The sequence below is a fragment of the Gloeotrichia echinulata CP02 genome, from assembly GCA_038087035.1.
Classification (GTDB): domain Bacteria; phylum Cyanobacteriota; class Cyanobacteriia; order Cyanobacteriales; family Nostocaceae; genus Gloeotrichia; species Gloeotrichia echinulata.
Window position 1 is genome coordinate 5,623,888 of the sequence record CP051187.1, and the last position, 23,630, is coordinate 5,647,517.

20 protein-coding genes and 2 pseudogenes are annotated in these 23,630 nt (G+C 43.7%); 7 read left to right on the plus strand and 15 right to left on the minus strand.

Annotation, left to right across the window (positions count from 1 at the left end; genetic code table 11):
• Positions 1-188: 188 nt before the first annotated feature.
• From HEQ19_24875 to ctpB, 3 genes are all read right to left on the minus strand, one after another.
• Positions 189-884: a response regulator transcription factor gene (locus tag HEQ19_24875; protein WYM02248.1), complete on the minus strand. Its 696-nt coding sequence runs from the start codon at positions 882-884 to the stop codon at positions 189-191.
• A 99-nt stretch (positions 885-983) separates the two neighbouring features.
• Positions 984-1,952: a glycosyltransferase gene (locus HEQ19_24880; protein ID WYM02249.1), complete on the minus strand. Its 969-nt coding sequence runs from the start codon at positions 1,950-1,952 to the stop codon at positions 984-986.
• 330 nt (positions 1,953-2,282) lie between these two features.
• Entirely contained in the window at positions 2,283-3,620 is a 1,338-nt protein-coding gene (gene ctpB / locus HEQ19_24885) for a carboxyl-terminal processing protease CtpB (protein ID WYM02250.1), read from the minus strand.
• Between the two features lie 311 nt (positions 3,621-3,931).
• Between ctpB and HEQ19_24890 the strand changes: the two genes are divergently transcribed.
• The 5 genes from HEQ19_24890 (at position 3,932) to HEQ19_24910 (ending at position 9,870) form a co-directional block, all read left to right on the plus strand.
• Entirely contained in the window at positions 3,932-4,630 is a 699-nt protein-coding gene (locus HEQ19_24890) for a YdcF family protein (GenBank protein WYM02251.1), read from the plus strand.
• A complete protein-coding gene (locus HEQ19_24895) occupies positions 4,602-4,745 on the plus strand; it encodes a hypothetical protein (GenBank protein WYM02252.1) in 144 nt (47 codons plus the stop codon). Before HEQ19_24890 ends, HEQ19_24895 begins: the two co-directional genes overlap by 29 nt.
• A gap of 140 nt (positions 4,746-4,885) precedes the next feature.
• Positions 4,886-5,212 (plus strand): hypothetical protein, encoded by a 327-nt coding sequence (locus tag HEQ19_24900; GenBank protein ID WYM03592.2) that lies wholly within the window; start codon positions 4,886-4,888, stop codon positions 5,210-5,212.
• A 443-nt stretch (positions 5,213-5,655) separates the two neighbouring features.
• The gene (locus tag HEQ19_24905) at positions 5,656-9,354 is read left to right on the plus strand and encodes a tetratricopeptide repeat protein (GenBank protein ID WYM03593.2); all 3,699 of its coding nucleotides are present in this window, start codon (positions 5,656-5,658) and stop codon (positions 9,352-9,354) included.
• A gap of 87 nt (positions 9,355-9,441) precedes the next feature.
• A complete protein-coding gene (locus HEQ19_24910) occupies positions 9,442-9,870 on the plus strand; it encodes a hypothetical protein (protein WYM02253.1) in 429 nt (142 codons plus the stop codon).
• Between the two features lie 287 nt (positions 9,871-10,157).
• Here the strand turns inward: HEQ19_24910 and HEQ19_24915 are convergent, their stop codons facing one another.
• The 5 genes from HEQ19_24915 to HEQ19_24935 form a co-directional block, all read right to left on the minus strand.
• Positions 10,158-10,835, minus strand: a complete 678-nt coding sequence (locus HEQ19_24915; GenBank protein ID WYM02254.1) for a Uma2 family endonuclease — start codon at positions 10,833-10,835, stop codon at positions 10,158-10,160.
• Between the two features lie 245 nt (positions 10,836-11,080).
• The gene (locus HEQ19_31325) at positions 11,081-13,621 is read right to left on the minus strand and encodes a DHH family phosphoesterase (GenBank protein ID WZI67012.1); all 2,541 of its coding nucleotides are present in this window, start codon (positions 13,619-13,621) and stop codon (positions 11,081-11,083) included.
• A 123-nt stretch (positions 13,622-13,744) separates the two neighbouring features.
• Positions 13,745-14,170, minus strand: coding sequence for a hypothetical protein (locus HEQ19_24925; GenBank protein ID WYM02255.1), 426 nt, complete (start codon positions 14,168-14,170; stop codon positions 13,745-13,747).
• A gap of 5 nt (positions 14,171-14,175) precedes the next feature.
• Positions 14,176-14,817, minus strand: a complete 642-nt coding sequence (locus HEQ19_24930) for a GNAT family N-acetyltransferase (GenBank protein WYM02256.1) — start codon at positions 14,815-14,817, stop codon at positions 14,176-14,178.
• 39 nt (positions 14,818-14,856) lie between these two features.
• Positions 14,857-15,654 (minus strand): PD-(D/E)XK nuclease family protein, encoded by a 798-nt coding sequence (locus tag HEQ19_24935; protein WYM02257.1) that lies wholly within the window; start codon positions 15,652-15,654, stop codon positions 14,857-14,859.
• Between the two features lie 145 nt (positions 15,655-15,799).
• Between HEQ19_24935 and HEQ19_24940 the strand changes: the two genes are divergently transcribed.
• Positions 15,800-16,381, plus strand: a complete 582-nt coding sequence (locus HEQ19_24940) for a Uma2 family endonuclease (GenBank protein WYM03595.1) — start codon at positions 15,800-15,802, stop codon at positions 16,379-16,381.
• 19 nt (positions 16,382-16,400) lie between these two features.
• Here the strand turns inward: HEQ19_24940 and HEQ19_24945 are convergent, their stop codons facing one another.
• From HEQ19_24945 to HEQ19_24975, 6 genes and pseudogenes are all read right to left on the minus strand, one after another.
• Positions 16,401-17,087: a tetratricopeptide repeat protein gene (locus tag HEQ19_24945; protein ID WYM02258.1), complete on the minus strand. Its 687-nt coding sequence runs from the start codon at positions 17,085-17,087 to the stop codon at positions 16,401-16,403.
• Positions 17,088-17,169: 82 nt separating this feature from the next.
• Positions 17,170-17,328, minus strand: a pseudogene (locus HEQ19_24950) (Uma2 family endonuclease).
• 14 nt (positions 17,329-17,342) lie between these two features.
• Entirely contained in the window at positions 17,343-17,663 is a 321-nt protein-coding gene (locus tag HEQ19_24955) for a transcriptional regulator (protein WYM02259.1), read from the minus strand.
• 178 nt (positions 17,664-17,841) lie between these two features.
• Positions 17,842-19,812, minus strand: a complete 1,971-nt coding sequence (acs, locus tag HEQ19_24960; protein ID WYM02260.1) for an acetate--CoA ligase — start codon at positions 19,810-19,812, stop codon at positions 17,842-17,844.
• 535 nt (positions 19,813-20,347) lie between these two features.
• Entirely contained in the window at positions 20,348-20,908 is a 561-nt protein-coding gene (locus HEQ19_24965; protein ID WYM02261.1) for a shikimate kinase, read from the minus strand.
• 550 nt (positions 20,909-21,458) lie between these two features.
• Positions 21,459-22,121 (minus strand): annotated as a pseudogene (locus HEQ19_24975) (NB-ARC domain-containing protein).
• A gap of 465 nt (positions 22,122-22,586) precedes the next feature.
• Between HEQ19_24975 and HEQ19_24980 the strand changes: the two are divergent.
• Positions 22,587-22,793 carry a hypothetical protein gene (locus tag HEQ19_24980; protein WYM02263.1) on the plus strand — a complete coding sequence of 69 codons (207 nt, stop codon included), beginning with the start codon at positions 22,587-22,589 and terminating at the stop codon, positions 22,791-22,793.
• Here the strand turns inward: HEQ19_24980 and HEQ19_24985 are convergent.
• The gene (locus HEQ19_24985; GenBank protein WYM02264.1) at positions 22,790-23,479 is read right to left on the minus strand and encodes a LapA family protein; all 690 of its coding nucleotides are present in this window, start codon (positions 23,477-23,479) and stop codon (positions 22,790-22,792) included. The genes HEQ19_24980 and HEQ19_24985 overlap by 4 nt on opposite strands.
• Positions 23,480-23,630: the final 151 nt, after the last annotated feature.

Below are 23,630 nucleotides of genomic sequence, written 5' to 3' on the forward strand. Positions count from 1 at the left end.
GAGAAATTATTTGAATGTGACACCTGATCAGCTGGAATGTCGATTTATTGGAAGTGGGCGGTTTATCCATCCCCTTATGGGGGAGAGGGATACATCGACTTGGGACATAGGGCATTGGGGACTTTTCTCCATGCTCTATGGCCCATGAACTATGCCCTAAAACTTCATCCGCTTGTGGGTGGAGTTTTTTATTTAGCCAGACCGTGTTCTAAAGCAAAACGAACTAATTCTGTGCGGCTATTTGTGCCGGTTTTACTAAACAAGCGGCTGACGTATTTTTCGACATTGCGGACGCTGGTTTCTAAGCGACGGGCGATTTCTTTGTTCATCAATCCTTCAGCCACCAAGTTTAAAACACTTTGTTCTCTAGGGGTCAAGTCGATTTTGAATGGCGCTGGTGTTTGCGAAATCGCAGTCCTTTGAGTTAACAAAGCTTTAATTTGGGAAATCTGATGGGCTAATTCGGCGATATCAGGAGTTTCACCTTCTTCACCTGTAGGTTGAGGCTTGACGGCGCGACGAGTGAGTAAGTTTTCAACAATGGCGACTAACTCATCTGGATCGAAAGGCTTGGTCAGATAAGCATCCACACCAGCTTGATAGCCTTGAATGCGATCGCCTGTCATGCCTTTAGCTGTTAAAAATACTACTGGGAGTGCTTGGAAGCGGGGGTCTTCTCGCAGTTGCTTGAGGAATTGATAGCCATCTACCTGGGGCATCATGATATCAGAAATCACTAGGTCAGGTGTATTTAGCTGCATCAAATCCCATCCCTCACGGGCGTTACTGGCAATTTGAACGCCGAACCCGCTTTCTTGCAAATAGTCTTTGACGGCTTCGCGCAATCCCGGTTCATCATCGACCAGTAACAGTTGTGCTGACATTTAAAATTTCCTTGTCTCTATCTTTTTCCAATGTAGCGAAAGTTGGCAGGCATTGAACAAAACAGACAAATTGGGGATTGGGGATTGGGGATTAGTCCCTTATAGCCAATCAATGATTTTGGCTTTTTCTGGCAGTTTCGCCTCGGTTTGTCCAGAATAACGCGCCTTGGCTGTAAACAAAACAATGGGAGTACTTAATAAATCTACAAGAGTAGCTTGACCTGCGATCGCCTTGAGACTATTTTTTGGCAGTTCCTTTAATAACCAACGTGCCAAGCGGATGCCGTATTGCTTGGGTGTCAATCCTGGCATTAAATCTGCTCCGTGTAGTTCGTGCAAATAGCGATTTGAGCGCCCATAGCGCCGCCATTGACTAGCCAATTCCTCAAATGTGGCGCGGTGGCGATGCTGGACGATAGCATTTGGGGCAAATTCCCAACGCCCAATCTTGGCTTTGAGTATTCTCCAGCACATGTCTGCATCGCCACCAGTAGTTAGATGAGGACGAAATAAACCGGCTTTTTCTAAGGCGATGCGGCGAATTGCTAAATTAGCGGTTTGACCATAGGGACAGAAGGGATGAGCAAGAGTGTGCTTTTGCGATAGGGTTTCTTGGCTGTCTGCATGTTGTTCTAGCAGATTTTTTCCTGGTAATCCCGTAATTTCACCGACGACAATCACGACATCAGGGTTAATAAAAGGCTGAATTAAGGATTGTAGCCATTGTGGCTGGGGACGACAATCTGCATCAGTAAAAACCATCAATTCGCCTACGGCCGCACGAATACCAGTGTTACGGGCTGCGTAGGAGCTTTGAATTTGGTTTTCGCTCAAGGGGCGAATTGTGATTGGAGAATGTTCAGCGGCTGTTTTGAGGATAGCTAAAGTGCGATCGCTACTATTATTGTCTACCAGTAAATACTCTACTCGGTCTGTAGGGTAAGTTTGAGAAGACAGACAGGATATTAAATCTGGTAAATCGCCCTCTCCCTGATAAATAGGGACAACCACCGACACCATTGGCAAAAAGCTGTTGGCGCTGGTGGTATCAATTGGTTGATGATTCATAATGCCGGGTGTTGGCTCTGGGATTAATTGTTAGTATTCCCAAACCAAAACCCGAAAATCAGTCCAAAAATTCATTCCAGGCTCCATTTCGGGTGAGACATGGAATGAATTTTTGTTTTACTCCCGAACCGCTGGAAGATTACCGAAATAATTTTGATCTCACGCATTCGCGAAGCGTCCCGTAGGGAAGGCGCATTCGCGGAGCGTCTGTCTTCGACACGCTACGCGAACGCAGAGAAGGCGCATTCGCGCAGCGTCTGTCTTCGACACGCTACGCGAACGCAGAGAAGAAGGAAAATTATAGGTAATCTTAGACCGGGAAGGGAGTAGTTAAAATTTCAAGTCGTTGGCGCGAGAACTCATCGATCCGCTGGGTTGATTGGCTGGGGGTTGGGCGTAGTTGGTACTCGATAGAACGGCGATCGCTCTGGCATATTGGGGGTCGTTTTCAGTCCCAATTAGGTTGGGATTGAGCGCCAGCTGACGCTCTTGGGCATCTGTCAACTCTTGCTTGATATCTGGTGTAATCCCCTTATGGTTAATATCTGTGCCTTTGGGGGTGTAATAGTGAGCAATGGTGACTGCTAAACCAGAACCATCTGTGAGTTCATGGACTGACTGGACTAAAGCTTTACCAAAGGTCTGACTACCAATGACTACAGCCCGCTTATTATCTTTCAGCGCCCCTGTTAAAATTTCGCTGGCACTAGCTGAATTACCATCTACTAGTATTGCTAAGGGAAGACTTGTCAGGGCAGTGCGATTAGCTTTGGTGTCCTCAGTTCCTCCTTGACGGTCTACTGTGCGGACGATGCCGCCATTATCCATCCACATGCGAGCGATTTCAATACTCGCCTGCAATAAACCACCAGGATTTCCGCGCAAATCTAACACATAGGCATTGACTTGCTTACTGTTTAAATCGCGGATGGCTCGTCGCATTTGATCGGCGGCGTGGGAACTAAACTCTCGCAACCGGATATAGCCAATGCGGCGATTTCCTTCTTGCTTGAGGGTATAACGCACTGTTGGTACTTCTATCGTCGCTCTGGTCAGCTTGAGATCAAATTCATTTTGTCCTGTCCGTCCCAGGCGGAGTGTCACAGGAGTACCAGCACTACCACGAATCAGCTTTGACGCATCATCGACTTTCATTTGCAGAGTGGATTTACCGTCAATTGCTAAAATTTCATCGCCTGCTTTGATACCAGCTTTGAGTGCGGGAGAATTTTCGATAGCTTCGACAACAGTTAGGCGCTTGGTTTTGTCGTTTAATTCCATGCGAATGCCAATCCCTGAGACTTCCCCAGATGTTTGATTGGTCAGGGCTTCATACTGTTTGGGGTCCATGAACCGAGTGTAGGGGTCCCCTAACTTTTGTAAAGCTTCGCGGATGGCGACGTAAGCTTCCTCACGAGAAGAATAGTCTTTATTGAGAAGGCTTTGCCTAATTGCTTGCCAATTTTGTTGATTAAATTTGCCATCAACATATTCACGATTCACCAGTTGCCACACTTGGTCAACTACTGTTTTCGGGCTATCTTGTAAGGCTGCACGAACGCTGCGAGTCCAAGCAGGACCAAACACAGATACAGTAGCCGTCGTGGCGATCGCTCCACCAATTAAGGCTACTTGGAGCAGCGAGTAACGTTTCGCAGATAGGTTCATGTATATCAGGTGGAATAATTGTGTTGTTGACAGTTTAGCAATCAGGCTTTCCAGAAAATTTTAAGTTTTTATACCCAATGTTAGCTATTCTCCTTTAATCATTTTTCTCTGGTAAAAGTGTTAAGAATAAAGCTTTACCATTGAATAATGATTTCTCCCTTGCCTAGTTTTTTCTGGAACTATGAGGCGATGATGTGACACTTTTAGTTGTGTCCTCTTTACACCCTTGATTACTTTTATAAGATAGCACTTTGCTAGTTGACTTGCAGCTATTTTAGTCATGAATCAACTATGCTTTTCTTACGGATGTCATGAAACGTAAAGATACCATCAAATCAACAATTTTTCCTAGAGTTAAGTTTGGTAAACTGTTGCAAGTTTTACAAAGACTAGCTTGGGGTGTGAGCGTTATCTTGGGTATTTGGCTAATTTGTACCACTATAACCCTAGTTTCTGCATCTTCCCAGCCAGTAGATACCTATTTTGTGCTTGGTGGTAGTATTCAGAGGGAAATCTATGTCGCCCAATTAGCTAAAAAATCCCCGCAAACCCCGATCCTCATTTCTCATGGTTCCCTAGACCCCTGTATTTGGTTAATTTTTCAACGGGAAGCAGCAGAGTTACAAAATGTTTGGTTAGAAAATTGTGCTAATTCGACTTTTGAAAATTTTTACTATAACATTCCTATTTTGCGGCTTTGGGGTGTACATAAAGTCAAATTAATCACCTCTGCAACTCACTTACCACGTGCGAAATGGTTAGCCCAGATTCTCTTGGGATCTCATGGTATTTGGGTAGAGACTGATATTGTTCCAGAGCAAGGTATTCCTGGTAATTATGAGTCTTGGTGGAAAACTGGATTGGATGTAACTCGTAGTGTTTTTTGGGCTGGTTTCAGTCAATTTATGCAACCCAAATGTTCAAATTTGACGAAACTTACTGATGTGGATATGCAATCTTGGGAACGTCAAGGTTTTACGTGTGAATATCAGGGGAAGTTGGGGAGATGAGGGGATTGGGGATTGGGGATTGGGGATTGGGGATTGGGGACTGGGGACTGGGGATTGGGGATTGGGGATTGGGGATTGGGGATTGGGGATTGAGTTTACTCCCTTCCCGGTCTAAGATTACCTATAATTTTCCTTCTTTGCGCCTTTGCGCCTTTGCGTGAGCTAAAAATTATTTCCCTACGGGACGCTCCGCGAACGGTAATCTTCCAGTGGGAAGGGCGTAAAATGAGTCTGGAGATAGTTGCAGGTGAGTGTATGGCAGAAATTCGGTTGGCGATTGAGGGAGAAGATGCGATCGCAGCTACGGAGGCGCTTTTGGCAATTCCTGGTATATCCGGTAACTATTCTGTGAATTCAGAAGCACCGACAAGAGAGACGGTGGTGGCAACGGTGGCAACAATTATTGGTATTGTTGGGGGAGCGATCGCCATTGCTGAACAAATCCGTAAGTGGTATCAGGAGTATAAGGCGCAACAATCTGGTAAACGCATTGAAAAGGTGTTGATTGTCGGGCGCAATGGTAGGCGTCTGCTTTTGGAGGATGCAACTCTAGAAGAAATTCGCCAAATTTTAGAAGAGTAAGGAGTAAGGAGTTAGGAGTAAGGAGTAATGAGTAATGAGTAATGAGTAATGAGTAATGAGTAATGAGTAATGAGTAAGGAGTTAGGAGTTAGGACTTACGCATTGACAAAAACTACTAAATATGTTTTTCAGGAAAATTACATCTGTCGTAGGGGTTTAGCACTGCTAAACCCCAAAAGCGCGGATCTATAGCGGTTCTCGGTTGAGTCCAATACACTCGTAAGGGCACGGCAGTGCTGTGCTACTACACGCGACAATATAATTTTGTATTGCATTCAATTGAGAACCGCTATATTTACCATCAAGCAATTATTCATCAAAGCTGGAAATGACCTATTTTGGTGACAGCATATCATGATTTATTTGTACAGTGCGTAAGTCCTAGGAGTAAGGAGTTCCGTAATTGGGGGTGCTAGACTTGAGGTAAATACTGAAGTATTGGGATGCGGAATGTGCAAATTTTACATCTTGACCTAAAGCTAGTTGCGGAGAATTATGTAGATCTGCGTTATTTTGTTGATAATCCCAATCAGTATGAGAAAAGATCGCTCCCTCTGTCGCAAATCAGGGACTTGATTCGGTTGGCGGAGCGAGATTATTATGTTTCCGCGTTCCCGGAAGATTATACAGTCACTGGGCAACAATTGTATAACTGGTTGGATGGCAATGACCGATGGCTACAATCTTTGTTAAATAAATATCGGCGTCAGGGTATAGTTTTAGCGATCGCCACAACAGAAAAACTCGCCCATCTGCCTTGGGAAGTGCTGCACGATGGTAGTAGTTTCCTCGTGCAGCGGGGAATTGTGCCCCTGCGGTGGGTGTCGGATAGCACGGTGAAAAAATTGACGGTTGATGGGGAAGCAGAAAACCGGGCGCTGCAAGTCTTGTTTATGGCGACTTCTCCCTTGAATGTCGAACCTGTGCTGGATTTTGAGGCAGAGGAAGCACGGATTCTGGAAGCCACGGCGCGGCAACCTTTAGCACTGACGGTGGAAGAAAGCGGCTGTTTGTCGGAGTTGGGTGATTTGGTTAATAATTACGACAGCGATTATTTTGATGTTTTACACGTGACGGGTCATGCTACTTTACAAGATGGGCAACCCCGTTTTATTACAGAAACGGCAACGGGTGAAGCTTTCTATGCCACTGCTGATGATATCGCCCAAGAATTACAATTTCGACTGCCTAAATTAATTTTCCTCTCTGGTTGTCACACTGGGCAAGCTGGTAATGCCGGTTCTGTGCCGTCAATGGCGGAAGAATTGCTGAAATCGGGAGCAAAAGCGGTTTTGGGTTGGGGTCAAAAGGTTTTAGATCGTGATGCTTCCGCCGCCGCAGCTGCATTGTATCAGGAATTATCAGCGGGAAAGCAAATCACCGAGGCTGTGGCGCTGACCTACCAAGCATTAATTAAGAATCAAGCGCGGGATTGGCATTTATTGCGGTTATATGCAGCAGGGGATTTACCAAGTTCTTTAGTTACACCCTTGCGGAAACCTGGAAGGAAACCAGCACCAGCGCCTACTGTTACTACCGAGTTTTTAGACCCTGCGGGTAAGGTAAAAGTCCCGACGCGGGAGAGTTTTGTTGGTCGTCGCCGTCAATTGCAATATTGTTTAAGGGTGCTGAGTCAATCAACCGATGAAGTGGGTGTGTTGATTCATGGTATGGGCGGCTTGGGTAAGAGTAGTTTAGCAGCTAGGCTGTGCGACAGACTGCCGAATTTTCAGCGGGTTGTCTGGGTGGGACTCATCGATGAAGCGAGTTTGGTGTATCGGTTAACAGAAAAGTTGGATGACAACGAACAACGCCAAAGCTTACAAAACTACGATGAAGAATTGAAATATCGGTTGCGGCGAGTTTTTGAGCAGTTACATCAGCAAGCACAGCCGTTTTTGTTGGTGCTGGATGACTTTGAAGCGAATTTAGAACCTCGCAATGACAGTTATGTATTGCAAGCGGAAGCAGCGGAGGTATTGAAAGCTTTAATTTGGGCAATTCGTGACAATTACACCTCCCACCGCATCATTATTACTTGCCGTTACGATTTTGCATTTAGCCAGTTGCAGTATTTCTACAAGCAGCCTTTGGATGCATTGCAAGGCGCAGATTTGCGAAAAAAGTTTAATCGTCTCACCGCCTTTAGTGATAAATCTCAGGTGGATGAGGGGTTAAAATTGCAGGCGCAGAAATTGGCGGATGGTAATCCTCTGTTGCTGGAGTGGTTGGATAAGATTCTGCAAAATAAAACTGTTGATGTGGCTGTAATTTTGAATCGGTTAGCAGCAGATCCGGTGGAGTTGCGAGAGCAAGTTTTGGCTAAAGCGCTGCTGGAACAGATGGATGAAACAATGCGGGCGATGTTATCACGGGGTTTGGTGTTTGAGTTACCAGTACCGAGGAAAGCTTTCGCCGCAGTTTGTGAGAATATCCCTAGTTTGGAACATTATATTAATCGGGCGGTGGCGTTGGGACTGTTGGAAGTGAGCCATGATGAGGCGTTGCGAGTGCCGCGCATTTTGCCTGTACAGTTGGAAGGTGGGGAGGGTTTGCATAAGCAAGCGGCTGAGGTGTTGTATAGTCTGTGGTGGGAAGAGGCGGAAACTTCAACCGAGGAACAAGCGCTAGAAATTCATCGGCTGGCGTTGCGGGGGAAGGAAGAAAAGATTGCTGTAGAAATTGCAGGTAAATTGGCACACAGTTGGCAAAGTAAAAGCCGATTTCGAGAAGCTGTGAAATTGTGCAAATCTACTCTAGAAATTGCTGAAAATTATTCAGTGTTACATGGGTTAGCCCGTTCTGAAAAAGAATTGGGTGAAGTCATAAAAGCCCAAAAGTATTATCAGCAAGCTTTAGATAGTTGTCCCGCAGAAGACAAAAAAGAAAAAGCAGCAATTATTCACAACTTGGGAAATCTCAAAGCCAATAGAGGAGAAATCGAAGAAGCGATCGCCCTTTATCAACAATCCCTGGCTCTATTTGAACAAATCGGCAATGTCCAAGGTAAAGCGGCGACGTTACACCAACTGGGAAGTCTCAAAGCCAATAGAGGAGAAATCGAAGAAGCGATCGCCCTTTATCAACAATCCCTGGCTCTTAAGGAACAAATCGGCGATGTCGAAGGTAAAGCGGCGACGTTGCACTGTTTGGGAATGCTCAAAGCCAATAGAGGAGAAATCGAAGAAGCGATCGCCCTTTATCAACAATCCCTGGCTCTTAAGGAACAAATCGGCGATGTCCAAGGTAAAGCGACGACGTTGCACCAACTGGGAATGCTCAAAGCCAATAGAGGAGAAATCGAAGAAGCGATCGCCCTTTATCAACAATCCCTGGCTCTTAAGGAACAAATCGGCAATGTCCAAGGTAAAGCGGCGACGTTGCGCGAACTGGGAAGAGTCAAAGCCGATAGAGGAGAAATCGAAGAAGCGATCGCCCTTTATCAACAATCCCTGGCTCTTAACGAACAAATCGGCGATGTCCAAGGTAAAGCGGCGACGTTGCACTGTTTGGGAATACTCAAAGCCGATAGCGGAGAAATCGAAGAAGCGATCGCCCTTTATCAACAATCCCTGGCTCTTAAGGAACAAATCGGCAATGTCCAAGGTAAAGCGGCGACGTTGCACTGTTTGGGAATACTCAAAGCCAATAGAGGAGAAATCGAAGAAGCGATCGCCCTTTTTCAACAATCCCTGGCTCTTAACGAACAAATCGGCGATGTCCAAGGTAAAGCGGCGACGTTGCAAAATTTGGGAAGTCTCAAAGCCAATAGAGGAGAAATCGAAGAAGCGATCGCCCTTTATCAACAATCCCTGGCTCTTAAGGAACAAATCGGCGATGTCCAAGGTAAAGCGGCGACGTTGCAAAATTTGGGAAGTCTCAAAGCCAATAGAGGAGAAATCGAAGAAGCGATCGCCCTTTTTCAACAATCCCTGGCTATCACTGAACAAATCGGCTATGTCCAAGGTCAGGCTATGACGCTGTGGTGGTTAGGGCATATTGCAGAGCAACAGGGTGATTATAATCAAGCACTAGATTATTTGCAGCCAGCCTGGGAGATATTGCAGCGTATCCAATCGCCTCATGCTAACAGTGTGGGGCAAATGGTAGCGAGAGTGCAAGATTTAATTCGTAATTCGTAATTACAGCAATTTTCAGGCAATAATCACCTATCCTCGTAGGGGCGCAAGGCCTTGCGCCCCGGATGCGTGGTATATTTGCCTGAGAATGTGTCTCTGAACTCCGCTGACGAAGCTTTTTACTCCGACGACGCAGCTTTTTACTCCGACGACGCAGCTTTTTACTCCGACGACGCAGCTTTTAACTCCGATGACGCAGCTTTTAACTCCGACGACGCAGCTTTTTACTCCGACGACGCAGCTTTTTACTCCGATGACGGAGCTTTTAACTCCGATGACGAGGCTTTTAACTCCGACGACGCAGCTTTTAACTCCGACGACGCAGCTTTTAACTCCGACGACGCAGCTTTTAACTCCGACGACGCAGCTTTTAACTCCGATGACGGAGCTTTTAACTCCGACGACGAGGCTTTTAACTCCGACGACGCAGCTTTTAACTCCATTAATGAGTCAACAGTAGGGTGCGTTATGAACTTTAGTCCTAACGCACCGAAAATCTCGATTGCTGCTACTGACTAACCCAGGAAAAATCTCGGTTGGTATGTTATAGCGATTATCGGTTGAGTCCAATACACTCGCAAGGGCACGGCAGTGCCGTGCCCCTACACGCGACGATATAATTTTGTATTGCATCCAACTGAGAACCGCTATATACCGTTTCACCAAAACTCTGATACATATAGAAGCCAGTAGGGGTTTAGCACTGCTAAACCCGGTTTAGCACTGCTAAACCCCTACCAACGTATTTGTATCATACTTAAAGTGAAATGGTATTAGCCTGCAGCCTAACGCACCCTACTGGGTGACTAAACCAAAGAATCAGGATCTACACCAAGGGATTTGAGACGTTCAGCCAGCATTTGAGCGCGTTGTTCTGCTTGTCGCATCCGTTCTTCTGGTGTTAAAAAGCGCTGACCTTGCTCGTCATACCAGTAAAGCCACTCACGGGTAACTCCTATATGTGTGCCCCGTTCACAGCCAATTCCTAAACCGATTTCCGGTAGCCAGACGGGATTTCCCCGCTGTAATTGATACTTCCCATTTACCAGCCGATACACCTCTAAAGGTGGTTTTCTCCGCCGCTGGGGATTATAAACGACATAATATAAAACCTCTAACTGAGCATAAAAATCTTTTTTGGTGCTGTATTCTCCGCGCCGTTGATGAGAAACCACCTCTAAGGTCATAATTGGTACGCGCTGTTCTTCCCAAAGAACATAACTTAAGCGCAAATCCTCATCGATAATTCGTTCAACACCGAGACTCAAAAATCCATCTGGTACAATCGCCGGCTGATTAGGATCGTAATAAATCCCCATATAAACGCCAAAGAACCAATCCATCCGGTCTGCCCATACCATACCTAAGATGATTTTGAGTAAACCGGAAATTAAATTTTGTAATTCGTTATCCACGGGGCTATCGTCAGAATCAAGCAAATCCTCAGCGGAGGGTAAGCAGTCTAGCGGATCGTACTGTAGCATGATCTGATGGCCATTTTCCTTAACTCAACCGTATTGCCATATATATTGTAGGGGCACGGCACTGCCGTGCCCGTACCGCGTTGTCTATTTACCTGAAAACTGCTGTAATGTCTCGCTCCCATGCTCTGCGTGGGAGCGAGATATAAGAGGCTCCGCCTCAAGGACGGATGAGTATTGCCATATATATATATTGTAAGGGCACGGCAGTGCCGTGCCCCTACCGCGTTGTCTATTTACCTGAAACCCTACTGACGATTAACCATCGCCACAATAGTAGATAAAGGTACTTCTGCAAAATACTGGCGCTGAAATTGTTCTTCTTGAATGGCGGCTAAAAATTTGGCAATCGCCGCCTCAATAATAGTTTCGCAAGTGCTGCTAGAATCATAACTAATTTGCAAATAACGGTCTTGTAATTGGACTGTGAAACCTAAATATTTTAATGCTTTGATTCCCACATATAATGTTTGGTCGCTGATGCCAATTTTATTTAACAGTTCGACGCGGGTAACTAGTTGATTTGTGCGACTCAAATATTTAGCCAGTCCCACCAATGTACGCCAAATTTCTGTTTGTGGTTGATGGTTGGGTTTATTCCAATTCAGGGCTAATTGTTGTTGATTGTAAAGCGATTTTTTCCACCACACCCGTAAATCATCCCAACTAGTGGGACAGTCTTCCATCACTAAAGTTGACTGCTGATTGTTAATTGTTGACTGTTCTTGATTCCGCCAGTCGAGGATATTTGCTGATGTCTGAGTGCTAAATCCTGAATTAACACTGGGACGGACAGCAATTAATCTGATTTCGTAGCGTTTTTTAACTGTGTTATAGTCTATTTCGGCGATGCAATCACATTTACCAATGGGTAATTCATCTTTATAATGTCCCCACCAAATACCCGGAAAGGGACTGCGAGTGGAATCATCGCGAATGTCAAATTCGGTTTTAATATACTGTATCTTTTTACCTTTATAATCTTCCTGATTGCGATGCCAAGTATTTTCAAACCAGCAGTTTTGAATCAGTAATTTGGGGACAGGATTACCCATTCCACAAGGTTCTAAAATTTTGAATTCTAAAAACAGTTCTTGCCCTAAATCTGCTACTGTAACTACTAAATCTGCTTGCACTGTTGGCGTCAGACTTTGACCACCTAAAGATAGTCGTAATTGGTGGTTAATTGCTGCAGTAAATAAAGGAATATTCTCCACCAACAAACTCAACCCCGCAGCAAAGGGATGTCCACCAAAGCGATGCAATAAATGTGCTTGGTCTTTCACCAATTGGTATAAATCTACCCCATTCACCGAACGAGCGGAACCACGGGCTAGGGATTGCACTTCGGCTCCGCTCAGTGACCAGGGATTGGGGATTGCACTTCTGGTGCGGACGCTACGCGAACGGCTCCGCTCTGTTACCAGGGATTGCACTTCGGCTCCGCTCAGTGACCAGGGATTGGGGATTTGGGATTGCACTTCGGCTCCGCTCAGTGACCAGGGATTGGGGATTGGGGATTGGGAAGAATCTTCCCCAGTCCCCTTGTATCCTTGTCCCCCAGTCCCCAGCCCCCAGTCCCCAGTCCCCACTCCCTCAGAACTCAACAAAATCGTTGGGCGTCCTGTCTCCTGTGCTACTTGTCCGGCGACTAAGCCTAAGACGCCCACAGGCCATTGGGTATCTTCGAGGACAATAACGCTGGTGGTGGATAAGTCTATCTGGGCAAGCTTTTGAGCTACTTGGGTTTGGACATCTTTCTGTAATGACTTGCGGCGAGAGTTTGCTAGTTCGGTCATTTCTGCGAGTTGATTGCAGTATTGAATATCTCTGCTGGTGAGCAATTCTACGCAAAAACTAGCATCGCCTTGGATGCGACTGACTGCATTAATGCGCGGCCCTAAACCGAAGGAAATATCTGTGGGGCGATCGCCACTTTTCTGGCATAATTCTAATAATCGCCCTACCCCTGGTCGTCGTCGCGCTGCAGGTGGTTGTTTGAAGTCTGCTTGCAGTTGTTGAATTCCCAATTGAGCTAAATAGCGACAGTCTCCACTTAGCTGCACTAAGTCAGCAATTAAGCCTATAGCCACTAAGTCTACTAAATCGGCTAACGGCTGTTGGGGGACATCTGGCAAGGTTTGATACAATGCTTCCACCAATTTATACGCCACCGCGACCCCAGATAGATGAAATAGCTGATGTTCATTGGGTAAATTGCGGGGGTTGATCATCGCCGTCACAGGTGGACGTTCTGCGGGTAAGGTGTGATGGTCTGTAACTATGACATCAATACCCAGCTGTTTTGCATAAGTAATTTCATCTATATTTGTACTGCCAGTGTCGCAAGTAATAATTAATGTAAAACCTTGTTTAGCTAACAGTTCAATTCCTGAATTATTGAGTCCATGAGATTCTTTTAGACGATTGGGAATGTAATAAGTTAACTGAGTATTTTGCTGAAAGAATTGTCCCAAACCATCCCACAAAACTGCAGTGGAAGTAATGCCATCAGCATCAAAATCACCCCAAATAGCAATTTTATCACCAGCATAGCGTGCTTGTTGTAGCCTTTCCATTGCCAAATGCATTTCTTGTCCAAACTCAAAAGGACTGGCTGGTTGATAAGTTTTATGATTAATAAAAGCTGCTAATTTTAATTCATCTTTAATTCCCCGTTGCCATAATAATTGAGCAGCAAAAATTCCATTTGATGCAGGTACATACCGTTTCACCACTTCGATAAACCACTCTGGAGGTTGTTCAGTTACTGTTAGAATCCACTGCATTTTTATTAGGGATAGGAGTAAGGAGTAATGAGTAAGGAGTAAGGAGTAAGGAGTAAGGAGTAAGGAGTAAGGAGTAAGGAGTAAGGAGTTAGGAGTTAGGAGTTAGGAGTTAGGAGTTAGGAGTTAGGAGTTAGGAGTTAGGAGTAATGAGTAATGAGTAATGAGTAAGGAGTAATGAGCAATGAGTTTGGAGTTTACAGCAGTTTTCAGGTATTTAGACCACACCTCGATATCTGTATTTCTTTCTTCCTTCCCTACGGGACGCTCCGCGAATGCGCCTACTCTTCGAGAACGCTTCGCGAATGCGCCTTCTCTGCGAGACGCTGCGCGTTCGCGGAGCGTCTCGTAGAGAATGCGTGAGATATAAAAATGTGGTTCATTTACCTGAAAATCGCTGTACAGTGGGTAGGGGCGGGTTAACGAGTTTATCTGTGGGTAGACTACATTCTTAATAAACCCGCCTGTACAGGAGTTTGGGAGTTGAGACTGACAAATAACAAATGACAAATGACAAATGACAAATGACAAATGACAAATGACAAATGACAAATGACCTATTCATCATTAATAGTTAAATCAATAGGAGGTTCATTTACTAAGGGATTAAGGACTACTTCACCAGAAATTCCTTCAGACTTACGGGTACGCATGGTAGGACGAGAACGGCGATAACCTGCGCGTTCGGCTTTTTGATGTTCATAATCTATCAGTCTGCCATAATATGGATGCTTACTTAAATTCATTGATAAGAAAATATGCTGACGGACATTACCAAAACCTTTGCGGTTGAAAAATTTCACTGCTGGGATATTAGCAGGATCGGTATCTACTAACATAAACCGCGCTCCGTCTTCAATCATGCGGGCGACGACTTTATCAACTAATTTATCTGCTACACCCCGACGCTGAAATTTGGGATTAACCGCTAACCAAATAATATATCCATAAGTCCAGGATGCTTTAGTAATGATGGTTCCCAAAATAAATCCTGCGAGTTCCTCATCTATTTCAGCAACGAGACAGTATTCTGGATCTGTGTTGTAAAGTCCAATCACTTCCCATTCGTCCCAGGTGCGATATAAATAAGGATAGCGATCGCTTGTAAATAATTCTTCCCCCAAATGATAAACAGGGGCTATGTCATCAATTCCTAAATCGCGCACATACGCCGCGTCCATATCATCAAAGTTCGTCATAATTGTCAAAAGTGATATTTATTGCTATCCAACTAGTTATCAAAGTGATATTTCTTCGATGTTCTCGAAAGTTGGTAAGGAGTTCCTCTCTATATCCATAATTTGTATACGTTCACAGCGAGCGGCAAATGGACAATCATCACAGACTTTACTACCTTCTGGTAATTGTGGAAATTGTACTTTATTTTGATACAGTTGGAGCAAATTAGTTAATTGAGTTAACAGTTGATTTAACTTCTTGGCTGTGCGCTTGTGTTGGGCAGTATTGTAACTAAAATTAATATTTTGCGGTTTTCCTTTAGACTGAACAAACCAGTATGTCATAGAAATATTTTCGGGTACATATTCACTAGTTTCGGCTAACAAGTACATATATAGCCGTGTTTGCCAATTCTGTTCTAATTTGCGTTTATTTTCTGGTTTGGGATAAGTTTTCCAGTCGAGGATTTGGGCTTGCTGATGATCTGCAATCAATAAATCATAGACAACTGTGAGTAAATAGTCTTGAAATTGCAAGGTGCGGTAGTGTTCACTTTCTCGGAAAGTTTGCTGATTGCTGGGAGGGTTTAAAATTTCTGGTGCTACATTTGCAAAGGCTGTCATCCAGGTTTGTAATTGGGTATCCTCTTGCAATAAGCTATGAATTGGTAAACCCATTTCTCGCTGCTGCATTAGCAGGTGAAAGCGACTACCCAAAGTTTGCCGTTCCTCGTATTCTGGATTTGCGGGAGAATGGAGTTGTTCTAAGTAGGCGTGTTGGAACTGACGGGGACAACGTTCTAGGAGGTTAAGTTGTCCTTGAGAAATGCGTAATAGTTGAAGTTGAGTTGATAGCATACTTATATTTTAGATATGCTATCGGTTAAAATGTTGTATAAAACCACAAATCAATTTTTGTAGAACTGGCTCTGCTACCCTACGGTCATTGAAAATGGTGCAAGATATCAGATAAAATGTTATACAAAACCACCAAGACACGAAGATCATGATTAGCCAAGGAGATTACTATATTTCCCCCGAAGAATATCTAGAGAGCGAGAAATTCAGTCAAATTAAACACGAATATATTGATGGGCAAGTTTACGCAATGGCTGGTGCCAGCGATGCCCATGTTACCGTAACAGGAAACCTGTTTTCCATACTGCGAAACCATTTGCGGGGTAGTGGTTGCCGTGTTTATATGCTAGATATGAAAGCGCAAATTGAATCCATTAATCGCTATTTCTACCCAGATGTAATGGTAACATGCGATGCCAGGGATAAGGAATTTAAATATTTTAAGTCTTATCCTTCCTTGATCGTCGAAGTCCTTTCTGAGTCAACAGAAAGCTTTGACAGAGGTAAGAAATTTGCTAGCTACCGACATTTAGATTCACTACAGGAATACGTACTAATTTCGTCAGACAGAATGAGTGTGGATTGTTTCCGTCGCAATGAGAAAGGAAGGTGGGAACTTTTCGCTTATGGGAAGGATGATGAGGTGAATTTAGCGAGCGTTGATTTTTCTTGTCCCATAGCAGCGCTATATGAAGATGTGACGTTGGTAGAGGATGATGTTGCTTGAGATAATATTTCTGAGTTGATTATTTTTGACTCTGAAGTAATGTGTCAACGGTTTGAATTTGACTGTTACTAAATGCTGCTTGCTGGAGATTGGTTAAAAAGGTGCGATCGCTATATCGAGAATCCAAATTTATCGCTTTAGCATAAACTTGTTTAGCCGTATTTTTATCGCCATAATCCCAATAAGAAATAGCACCAGCAACTAAAGGATGAGGATTATTTGGTTCCAGAGTAACAGCACGATTAGCGCAAGCAATAGCTAACTTATAAATTTGCAGACGATGTAATGCTAAACTTAAATTATAATAAGCAATTTCATTATCTGGCTTAAGAATTGCTGCCCAAGTGTGAACTATCACCGCAGCCGTTAAATTACTATCGACTAGATAAACAATTCCCAAAGCATTGTAAGCAGGAACAAAAAAAGGCTTTTGATATATAGCTTGTAATAAAGATTGCGCCGCTGCTTGTTCCCTTTTAGCCAAATGCAATGTCCAACCCAAATTAACTCGTCCCATAGTATTTTCAGGTTCGAGTTCTACTGATTTTTGCATCGCCTCAATTGCCTGAGCATATCTGCCTTGTTGACGATACAATAATCCTAATTGTCGATAATCACTGGCTTTAGTTGCAGCATTAGCTAATTGGGCGCTGAAGGAGAAATTCAATAATAAACAGGCAAAAATTGCCACATTTTGTTTGAGCATCAGTTATATCCTCATCAGGTTTATTGTCACCTCCAGGTATGATAATTCTAAAATAGGGGATAAACCTTGTAAAATATAGTGTTTACTCCAACATTTCTGGATCAATTCCTAAAGCTTGGAGTTGTTCAGCAGAAAGATTTCGTAATTTTTCTACAATTCTCTCTCGCTTGTGTCGTTCAACTTCAGCACGTTCCTCACCAGTCAGCAATAAATTTCCTTGTGCATCCCACCAGCGCAACCAAAGTATTATATAATTTAATATTTAGGGACTAATGCAATCCGATAGCCTAGGGCATCCAAAAACTCAATCAGAGTGTAAATTTCAGATCCGCCACTCTCTAACAGAATTTTATCAAGCTGTTCATAAGTTTCTTTAGCTTCTTGTGAGAGATTATTCAATTGCAAACGTGCATCAATAATATCTTTCAAAGCTGAACGCAGCAGTTCAGGTTCACGACCTTCTGCTTCTAATTCCAAAAAAGTTTCTAGATAAGCAGTAGCGTGTTCTGGATTTTTGAGAGAAGAAATTAGATAATCATGGTAACTGCTACTTGTTGGCGTTTTCACGTCTTTCATAATATTATAATACAAGTATGTATTTTTGACAAAGTTCGGATTGGCAATTTTGCTCTCCTTGCAATGTCAAGGCAAAAGTTTTATTGATAATCAACTTCAGCTTTAAAAATCTATAAAAACGCAAAGACGCCAAAAAACCCTTAGCGCCTTTGCGTCTGTGCGCGATCGCTATCCTAAATTACGCCCCCTCGCGCAACTTATCCAAAACAGTGCGATCCTCCAGAGTCGAAGTATCACCAGACACCTCCTGACCCGCCGCCAAATTCCGCAGTAACCGCCGCATAATCTTACCAGATCGCGTCTTCGGTAAAGCCTCTGTAAAGCGAATTTCCCCAGGACGAGCGATCGCACCTATTTCTTTCACGACGTGCTGCTTGAGTTCTTTACTCAATTCCTCACTACCTTGATAACTGCCTTCCAAGGTAACAAAAGCCACAACTTCTTCACCCTTGAGTTCATCTGGCTTACCCACCACCGCTGCTTCTGCAACGGCTGGATGGGACACTAAGGCTGATTCTACCTCCATCGTACCCAGGCGATGTCCTGAGACATTCAGCACATCATCTACCCGTCCCATTACCCAGAAATAGCCGTCTTCATCGCACCTTGCACCATCACCGGCAAAGTAAGTATAGTTACCATCTTTCGGGGGAATGTGTTCCCAGTAGGTGCGGCGGAAGCGTTCGGGATCGCCGTAAACTGTCCGCATCATTCCTGGCCAAGGATGACGAATTGCTAAGTAACCGCCTTCGTTTTGTGGTACAGAATTACCTTCCAAATCGACGATATCTGCGAGAATACCGGGGAAAGGACGAGTCGCCGAACCGGGTTTGGTGGAAATTGCTCCTGGTAGCGGTGTAATCATGATACCGCCGGTTTCCGTTTGCCACCAAGTATCCACAATGGGACAGCGTTCACCGCCAATTATTTTATGGTACCACATCCAAGCTTCTGGGTTAATCGGTTCGCCGACAGTTCCCAGTAACCTTAAGGAAGATAGGTTGCGGGATTTGGGATGGTGTTCGCCCATTTTAATAAAGGCGCGAATTGCTGTAGGTGCTGTATAAAAAATATTGACGCCATATTTTTCAATCACATCCCAGAAGCAACCAGGGTTGGAAGCGCGGGGCGCACCTTCATACATTAGCGTGGTTGCACCGTTGGAAAGGGGACCGTAAACAATGTAGCTGTGACCAGTAATCCAACCTACGTCAGCTGTACACCAGTATACATCTGTATCTTGCAGGTCGAAAATCCATTTGGTGGTGATATGGCTGTATAAGTTATAACCACCAGTGGTATGGACAACGCCTTTCGGTTTCCCTGTACTACCAGAGGTGTAGAGAATAAAAAGCATGTCTTCGCTGTCCATCGGTTCGGCGGGACAATCAGCGGAAACACCTTTTTGCAAATCATGCCACCAGTGGTCTCGCCCAGCTTCCATGTGAGTTTTTTGACTTGTGCGCTGGACGACGAGGACATCTTTGACGGTGGGGACGGCGCCATTAGCTAAGGCTTTATCTACTTGTTCCTTGAGAGGAACGATCGCATCTTTACGCCAACCACCATCAGCAGTGATTACCAGTTTAGCTTCGCCATCATTGAGGCGATCGCGCAAAGCTTCGGCACTAAAACCACCAAATACCACACTGTGAGGGGCGCCAATTCTCGCACAGGCTAACATCGCGATCGCAGCTTCGGGTATCATCGGCATATAAATACCAATGCGATCGCCTTTTTGGATTCCCAATTGCTTGAGTACATTGGCGAATTGACAAACTTCCCGGTGCAGTTGGGCGTATGTCAGGGTACGAGAATCTCCTGGTTCTCCTTCCCAAATCAGTGCCGCTTTATTTTTACGCCAAGTGGTGAGGTGTCTGTCAAGGCAGTTGTAAGAAATATTAATTTTACCACCGACAAACCATTTAGCAAATGGTGGTTGCCAGTCTAGCACCGTGTCCCATTTTTGGAACCAATGCAACTCAGTTTCGGCCAATTTCGCCCAGAATTTTTGCGGATCAGCTTTAGCTTCGTCGTAAAGACGTTGGTAATCTTCCAGACTTTTGATTTGGGCGTTTTGCGAGAATTCAGCAGGAGGATGGAATAACCGCTTCTCTTGCAGGATAGATTCTATCGTTGGTTGGGACATAATTATTGCTATTTGTCATGGGTTTGTAACTGAACACTATTTTGGACTGCTATTTACTCAGAAGTGTTTTGAGTTTCGTTAAGAAATAGCAGATACCTTCGGTATACTATGTAGCTGCTAAAATAGCAGTCATTTTCACGGGAATATTAGAGTGCTGTATACAATCTGATAAAAAATTCTCAACAATAGGACCTACTCTGGGCGCACATTAATAATCGTAGGGTGCGTGACGCTGCGATAAGTATTGTACGCAGTCACCAGACTTGTGGCGTCACGCACCATTGTTAAAATGTGACACTAGCGTAAGTCCTGAACAAGTCGGTGGTACAGAAATATATTACTTATACCAATTTTTTATGAAGCTGCATAGAATTCGATCCCCCCTAGCCCCCCTTATTAAGGGGGGAACCGGAAAACCATATATCAAAGTCCCCCTTGAGAAGGGGAGCCAGCGCGATCCTTTGGTCTCCAAGGTGGAGCGACTGGCGTGGATTTAGGGGGATCGAGATATGTGCAACTTCACATGAAATTGGTATTAATCAGAACCATTTTGGTGAAAAACTGTTGATTTGAGAACGCTAGGTATTGCTTCCATTACTTTATGAGCAATTGCTTCTGGCGTTTCTCCCTCGCTGACGGTGATTCGCAAATCCGCTTGAGAATAAAGTGGTTGTCGTTGTTCCAGAAGCGATCGCAGTTTGGCTTGTGGATCAATATCTTGTAGCAGTGGTCTTGTGGTATCCTCTAGCAAGCGGGTGTAAAGTAACTCGACTGGCGCATCTAGCCACACAATCAAGCCGTGGTGTAGGTAACTCCAGTTTTCTGTTCGCAGTACAATACCCCCACCAGTGGCGATCGTCAATTTGGTATAAGCACAAACTTGTGCGAGTATATCACTTTCCAATTGGCGAAACCCTATCTCCCCTTCTTGGGCAAATAGCTGATTGATAGATCTTCCTGCTGCTTGCACAATTACATCATCGGTATCCACAAACCCATATTCCAGTTGCTTTGCCAGTAAGCGTCCTACTGTCGTCTTACCAGTGCCCATCATACCAATTAAGTAAACGTTAACCCCTTGCAATAAGCTACTCACCTGTCATTTTGCTCCAGTTATTAGTTATGAGTAATGAGTTATGAGTTATGAGTTATGAGTTATGAGTTATGAGTTATGAGTTATGAGTTATGAGTTATGAGTTATGAGTTATGAGTTATGAGTTATGAGTTATGAGTTATGAGTTATGAGTTATGAGTTATGAGTTATGAGTTATGAGTTATGAGTTATGAGTTATGAGTTATGAGTTATGAGTGAGGAATTACATCCAATACTCCTTACTCCTTACTCCTTACTCCTTACTCCTTACTCCTTACTCCTTACTCCTTACTCCTTACTCCTTACTCCTTACTCCTTACTCCTTACTCCCAACTCCCAACTCCCAACTCCTTACTCCCAACTCCCAACTCCTTACTCCCAACTGCTCACACCTCACTCCTGACTGTGTAGTTTTTGAAATGCGCTGCAAAAATTGTATGGCTCATCAACAAGTAGTCATCTTGTTCTTCACTTAATTTAAAATTTTCTTCAATTAAACGTTCGATTATATACTCTCTCAACACGGTGTTGAGGTGAAAGCTTGATGCTTTGCGTTCAATAACACCTCTAGGGGTGGGGCTAAATGTAGCGATCGCCAAATAACATATTCAAATTGACCTTGAATTTCTTCTGCCAATTTGACTGAAAAAGCTGTTTTACCAATTCCACCCATACCCAAAATTGCAACTAACCGACAGCGGTGTTCCACAATCCATTGTTTAGCTTGAACTAGTTCTTTCTGGCGTCCCTGGAATGCGCTGACATCAATTGCTTCGCCCCAATCTTGACATTGAGCTAATTTATTGGCGACAAAATCAATTTCTGGTTCTTTGTGAGTTTTAATCGGAGTGATGACTGGTTCTAATGCAAGCCAACCTTTTTTATACCCAGCTTTTTCTAGCAAATGAGTCACGCGACTCCAATTTTTTACCTTGACTGAGTATCCTAGGCGATTACTCAGCATTTCTTCTATATATTTATATAATCCATTTGACAAATAGACCCTAACAGTACTACTGGTAGGACTTTGATAAACAATCTTAGCTATTTCCCCAGGACTACAACCGCAAAGCAAACCTCTGAGGAATTTCTTTTCTACAGGTGTGAGGGCCTTACCCTTTGCTAAGGATAAATCTACGTATAACTTTTCTAACTCCCAGTTATTTTTAGCCTCTATAAATTCATCTTCTATCTGAGTAGGATCAACGTCTGTCATTAGCTTGATATTTGTGTATTTAATATAACCCAATGCAATATATTAACGATTTTCCTATGAAATCAGAATAAATAAATGATAAATTTATAACGAATTTAATAACTTTCGTTAGGTGACTTAGCAGTTATGATTTAGGTATGTTTAAGCTTAATGGAAATTTAATAAAGATTGTTTGAAACTTTAAGGATGCATATACTGTCAATAGGAATAAATAGGAGTCTTTCTCTAACCGGAGAAATTTAATTGTACATACTGTGTTTCTTTCAGCACAAGCTGAACATTCTAAAATGTACTGTTCACAAGCTCCTATTAATAACTCTAGTAGACCACGGTGTAAATGAAGACTTGTTTTGTCAGATTGTACAAACAACTTTTGCCAACTGGATGATTTAGCCACACAAAATACTGTAGATCTCAGCTGAGTGCGTCGAAATCAATCATTAGGATATGAATGAGGTGTAAACCATGACTAGAATTCGTGATGTTGTGCAAAAAGCTTTAGCAATTGGCTATCTGACTGTGGAAGCAGAAAATCAATTGCGTCATTTGTTGACCACGCCTTATGACTTAGAAGATTTGAATGCTTTTATGACTTTGCAGGAAGCTGCTATGAGCGGTAGAGTCAAGCAAGAATCCCGTGAGCGGTGTGCTATCAAATCAGTAAAGTGCTAGCGGCGGTTACGATCATTTTCATCATCAAAATCGTCGTCCTCCAAGAATGTCCAATCATCCTCATCAGCTTGATCAGCTTGATTGCTAGTTGGTGGTTGATAAGGCGGGATAATTACCCGATAATCCGCATCATAAATTGATTCCGTTTTGCCTACCGCAGTATTTTTTGGCTCACGGTAGTTGTAAGAGTAAACTGAACCAGACTGAGAACTGCTTTTAGGCTCTTGTGGACGTTCGTAGGTTTGAGAGTCCTGAAATTCTGGACTTTGCGCTTTAGAAGTAGGTGCTTGTTGTGACTGCTCATCAAAGTTCCAGTCATCATCTCGACTGTTATAAGTCCAATCATCAAATGTGTCAGTTTTGCTAGTTGGTGGTGGTGGATTGCTAGGCGCACGTGTAGGTTGTTCCCTAGGGGTGGCTTTGGTATGTGGTGAAGCTGCTGCTGATGCAAAAGGGGTTTGCCGTTGAAGTCCGGCAAAATAATTTGCTAAATTAAACAATGTAGTCATCAATACAGATGTTAAAGCACCAGCTGTTGTACTAAACAATATCCACATTGCCAGTGGTAATGGTTGAGTCCGCAGACCCAAAAATGTTAGCGATAGTGGGGGAAACCAATTTTGGGCTAACAACAGCGTTAGTCCTCCCAGTACCGCTACCAAAAGAATTAACCGAATTATAGCCATAGCAATTTTGTTAGTTGTCAGGTTGTTTGTAGTTGCGCTTTAGCGCTCTTGATTGTCGATAGCGCTACAGCGCAACTACGAACAAATCAATTCACTAAGCATTGTTGACTTAAAGGACTATTTAGTGTATGCATCCAGAAAACATTTGAAT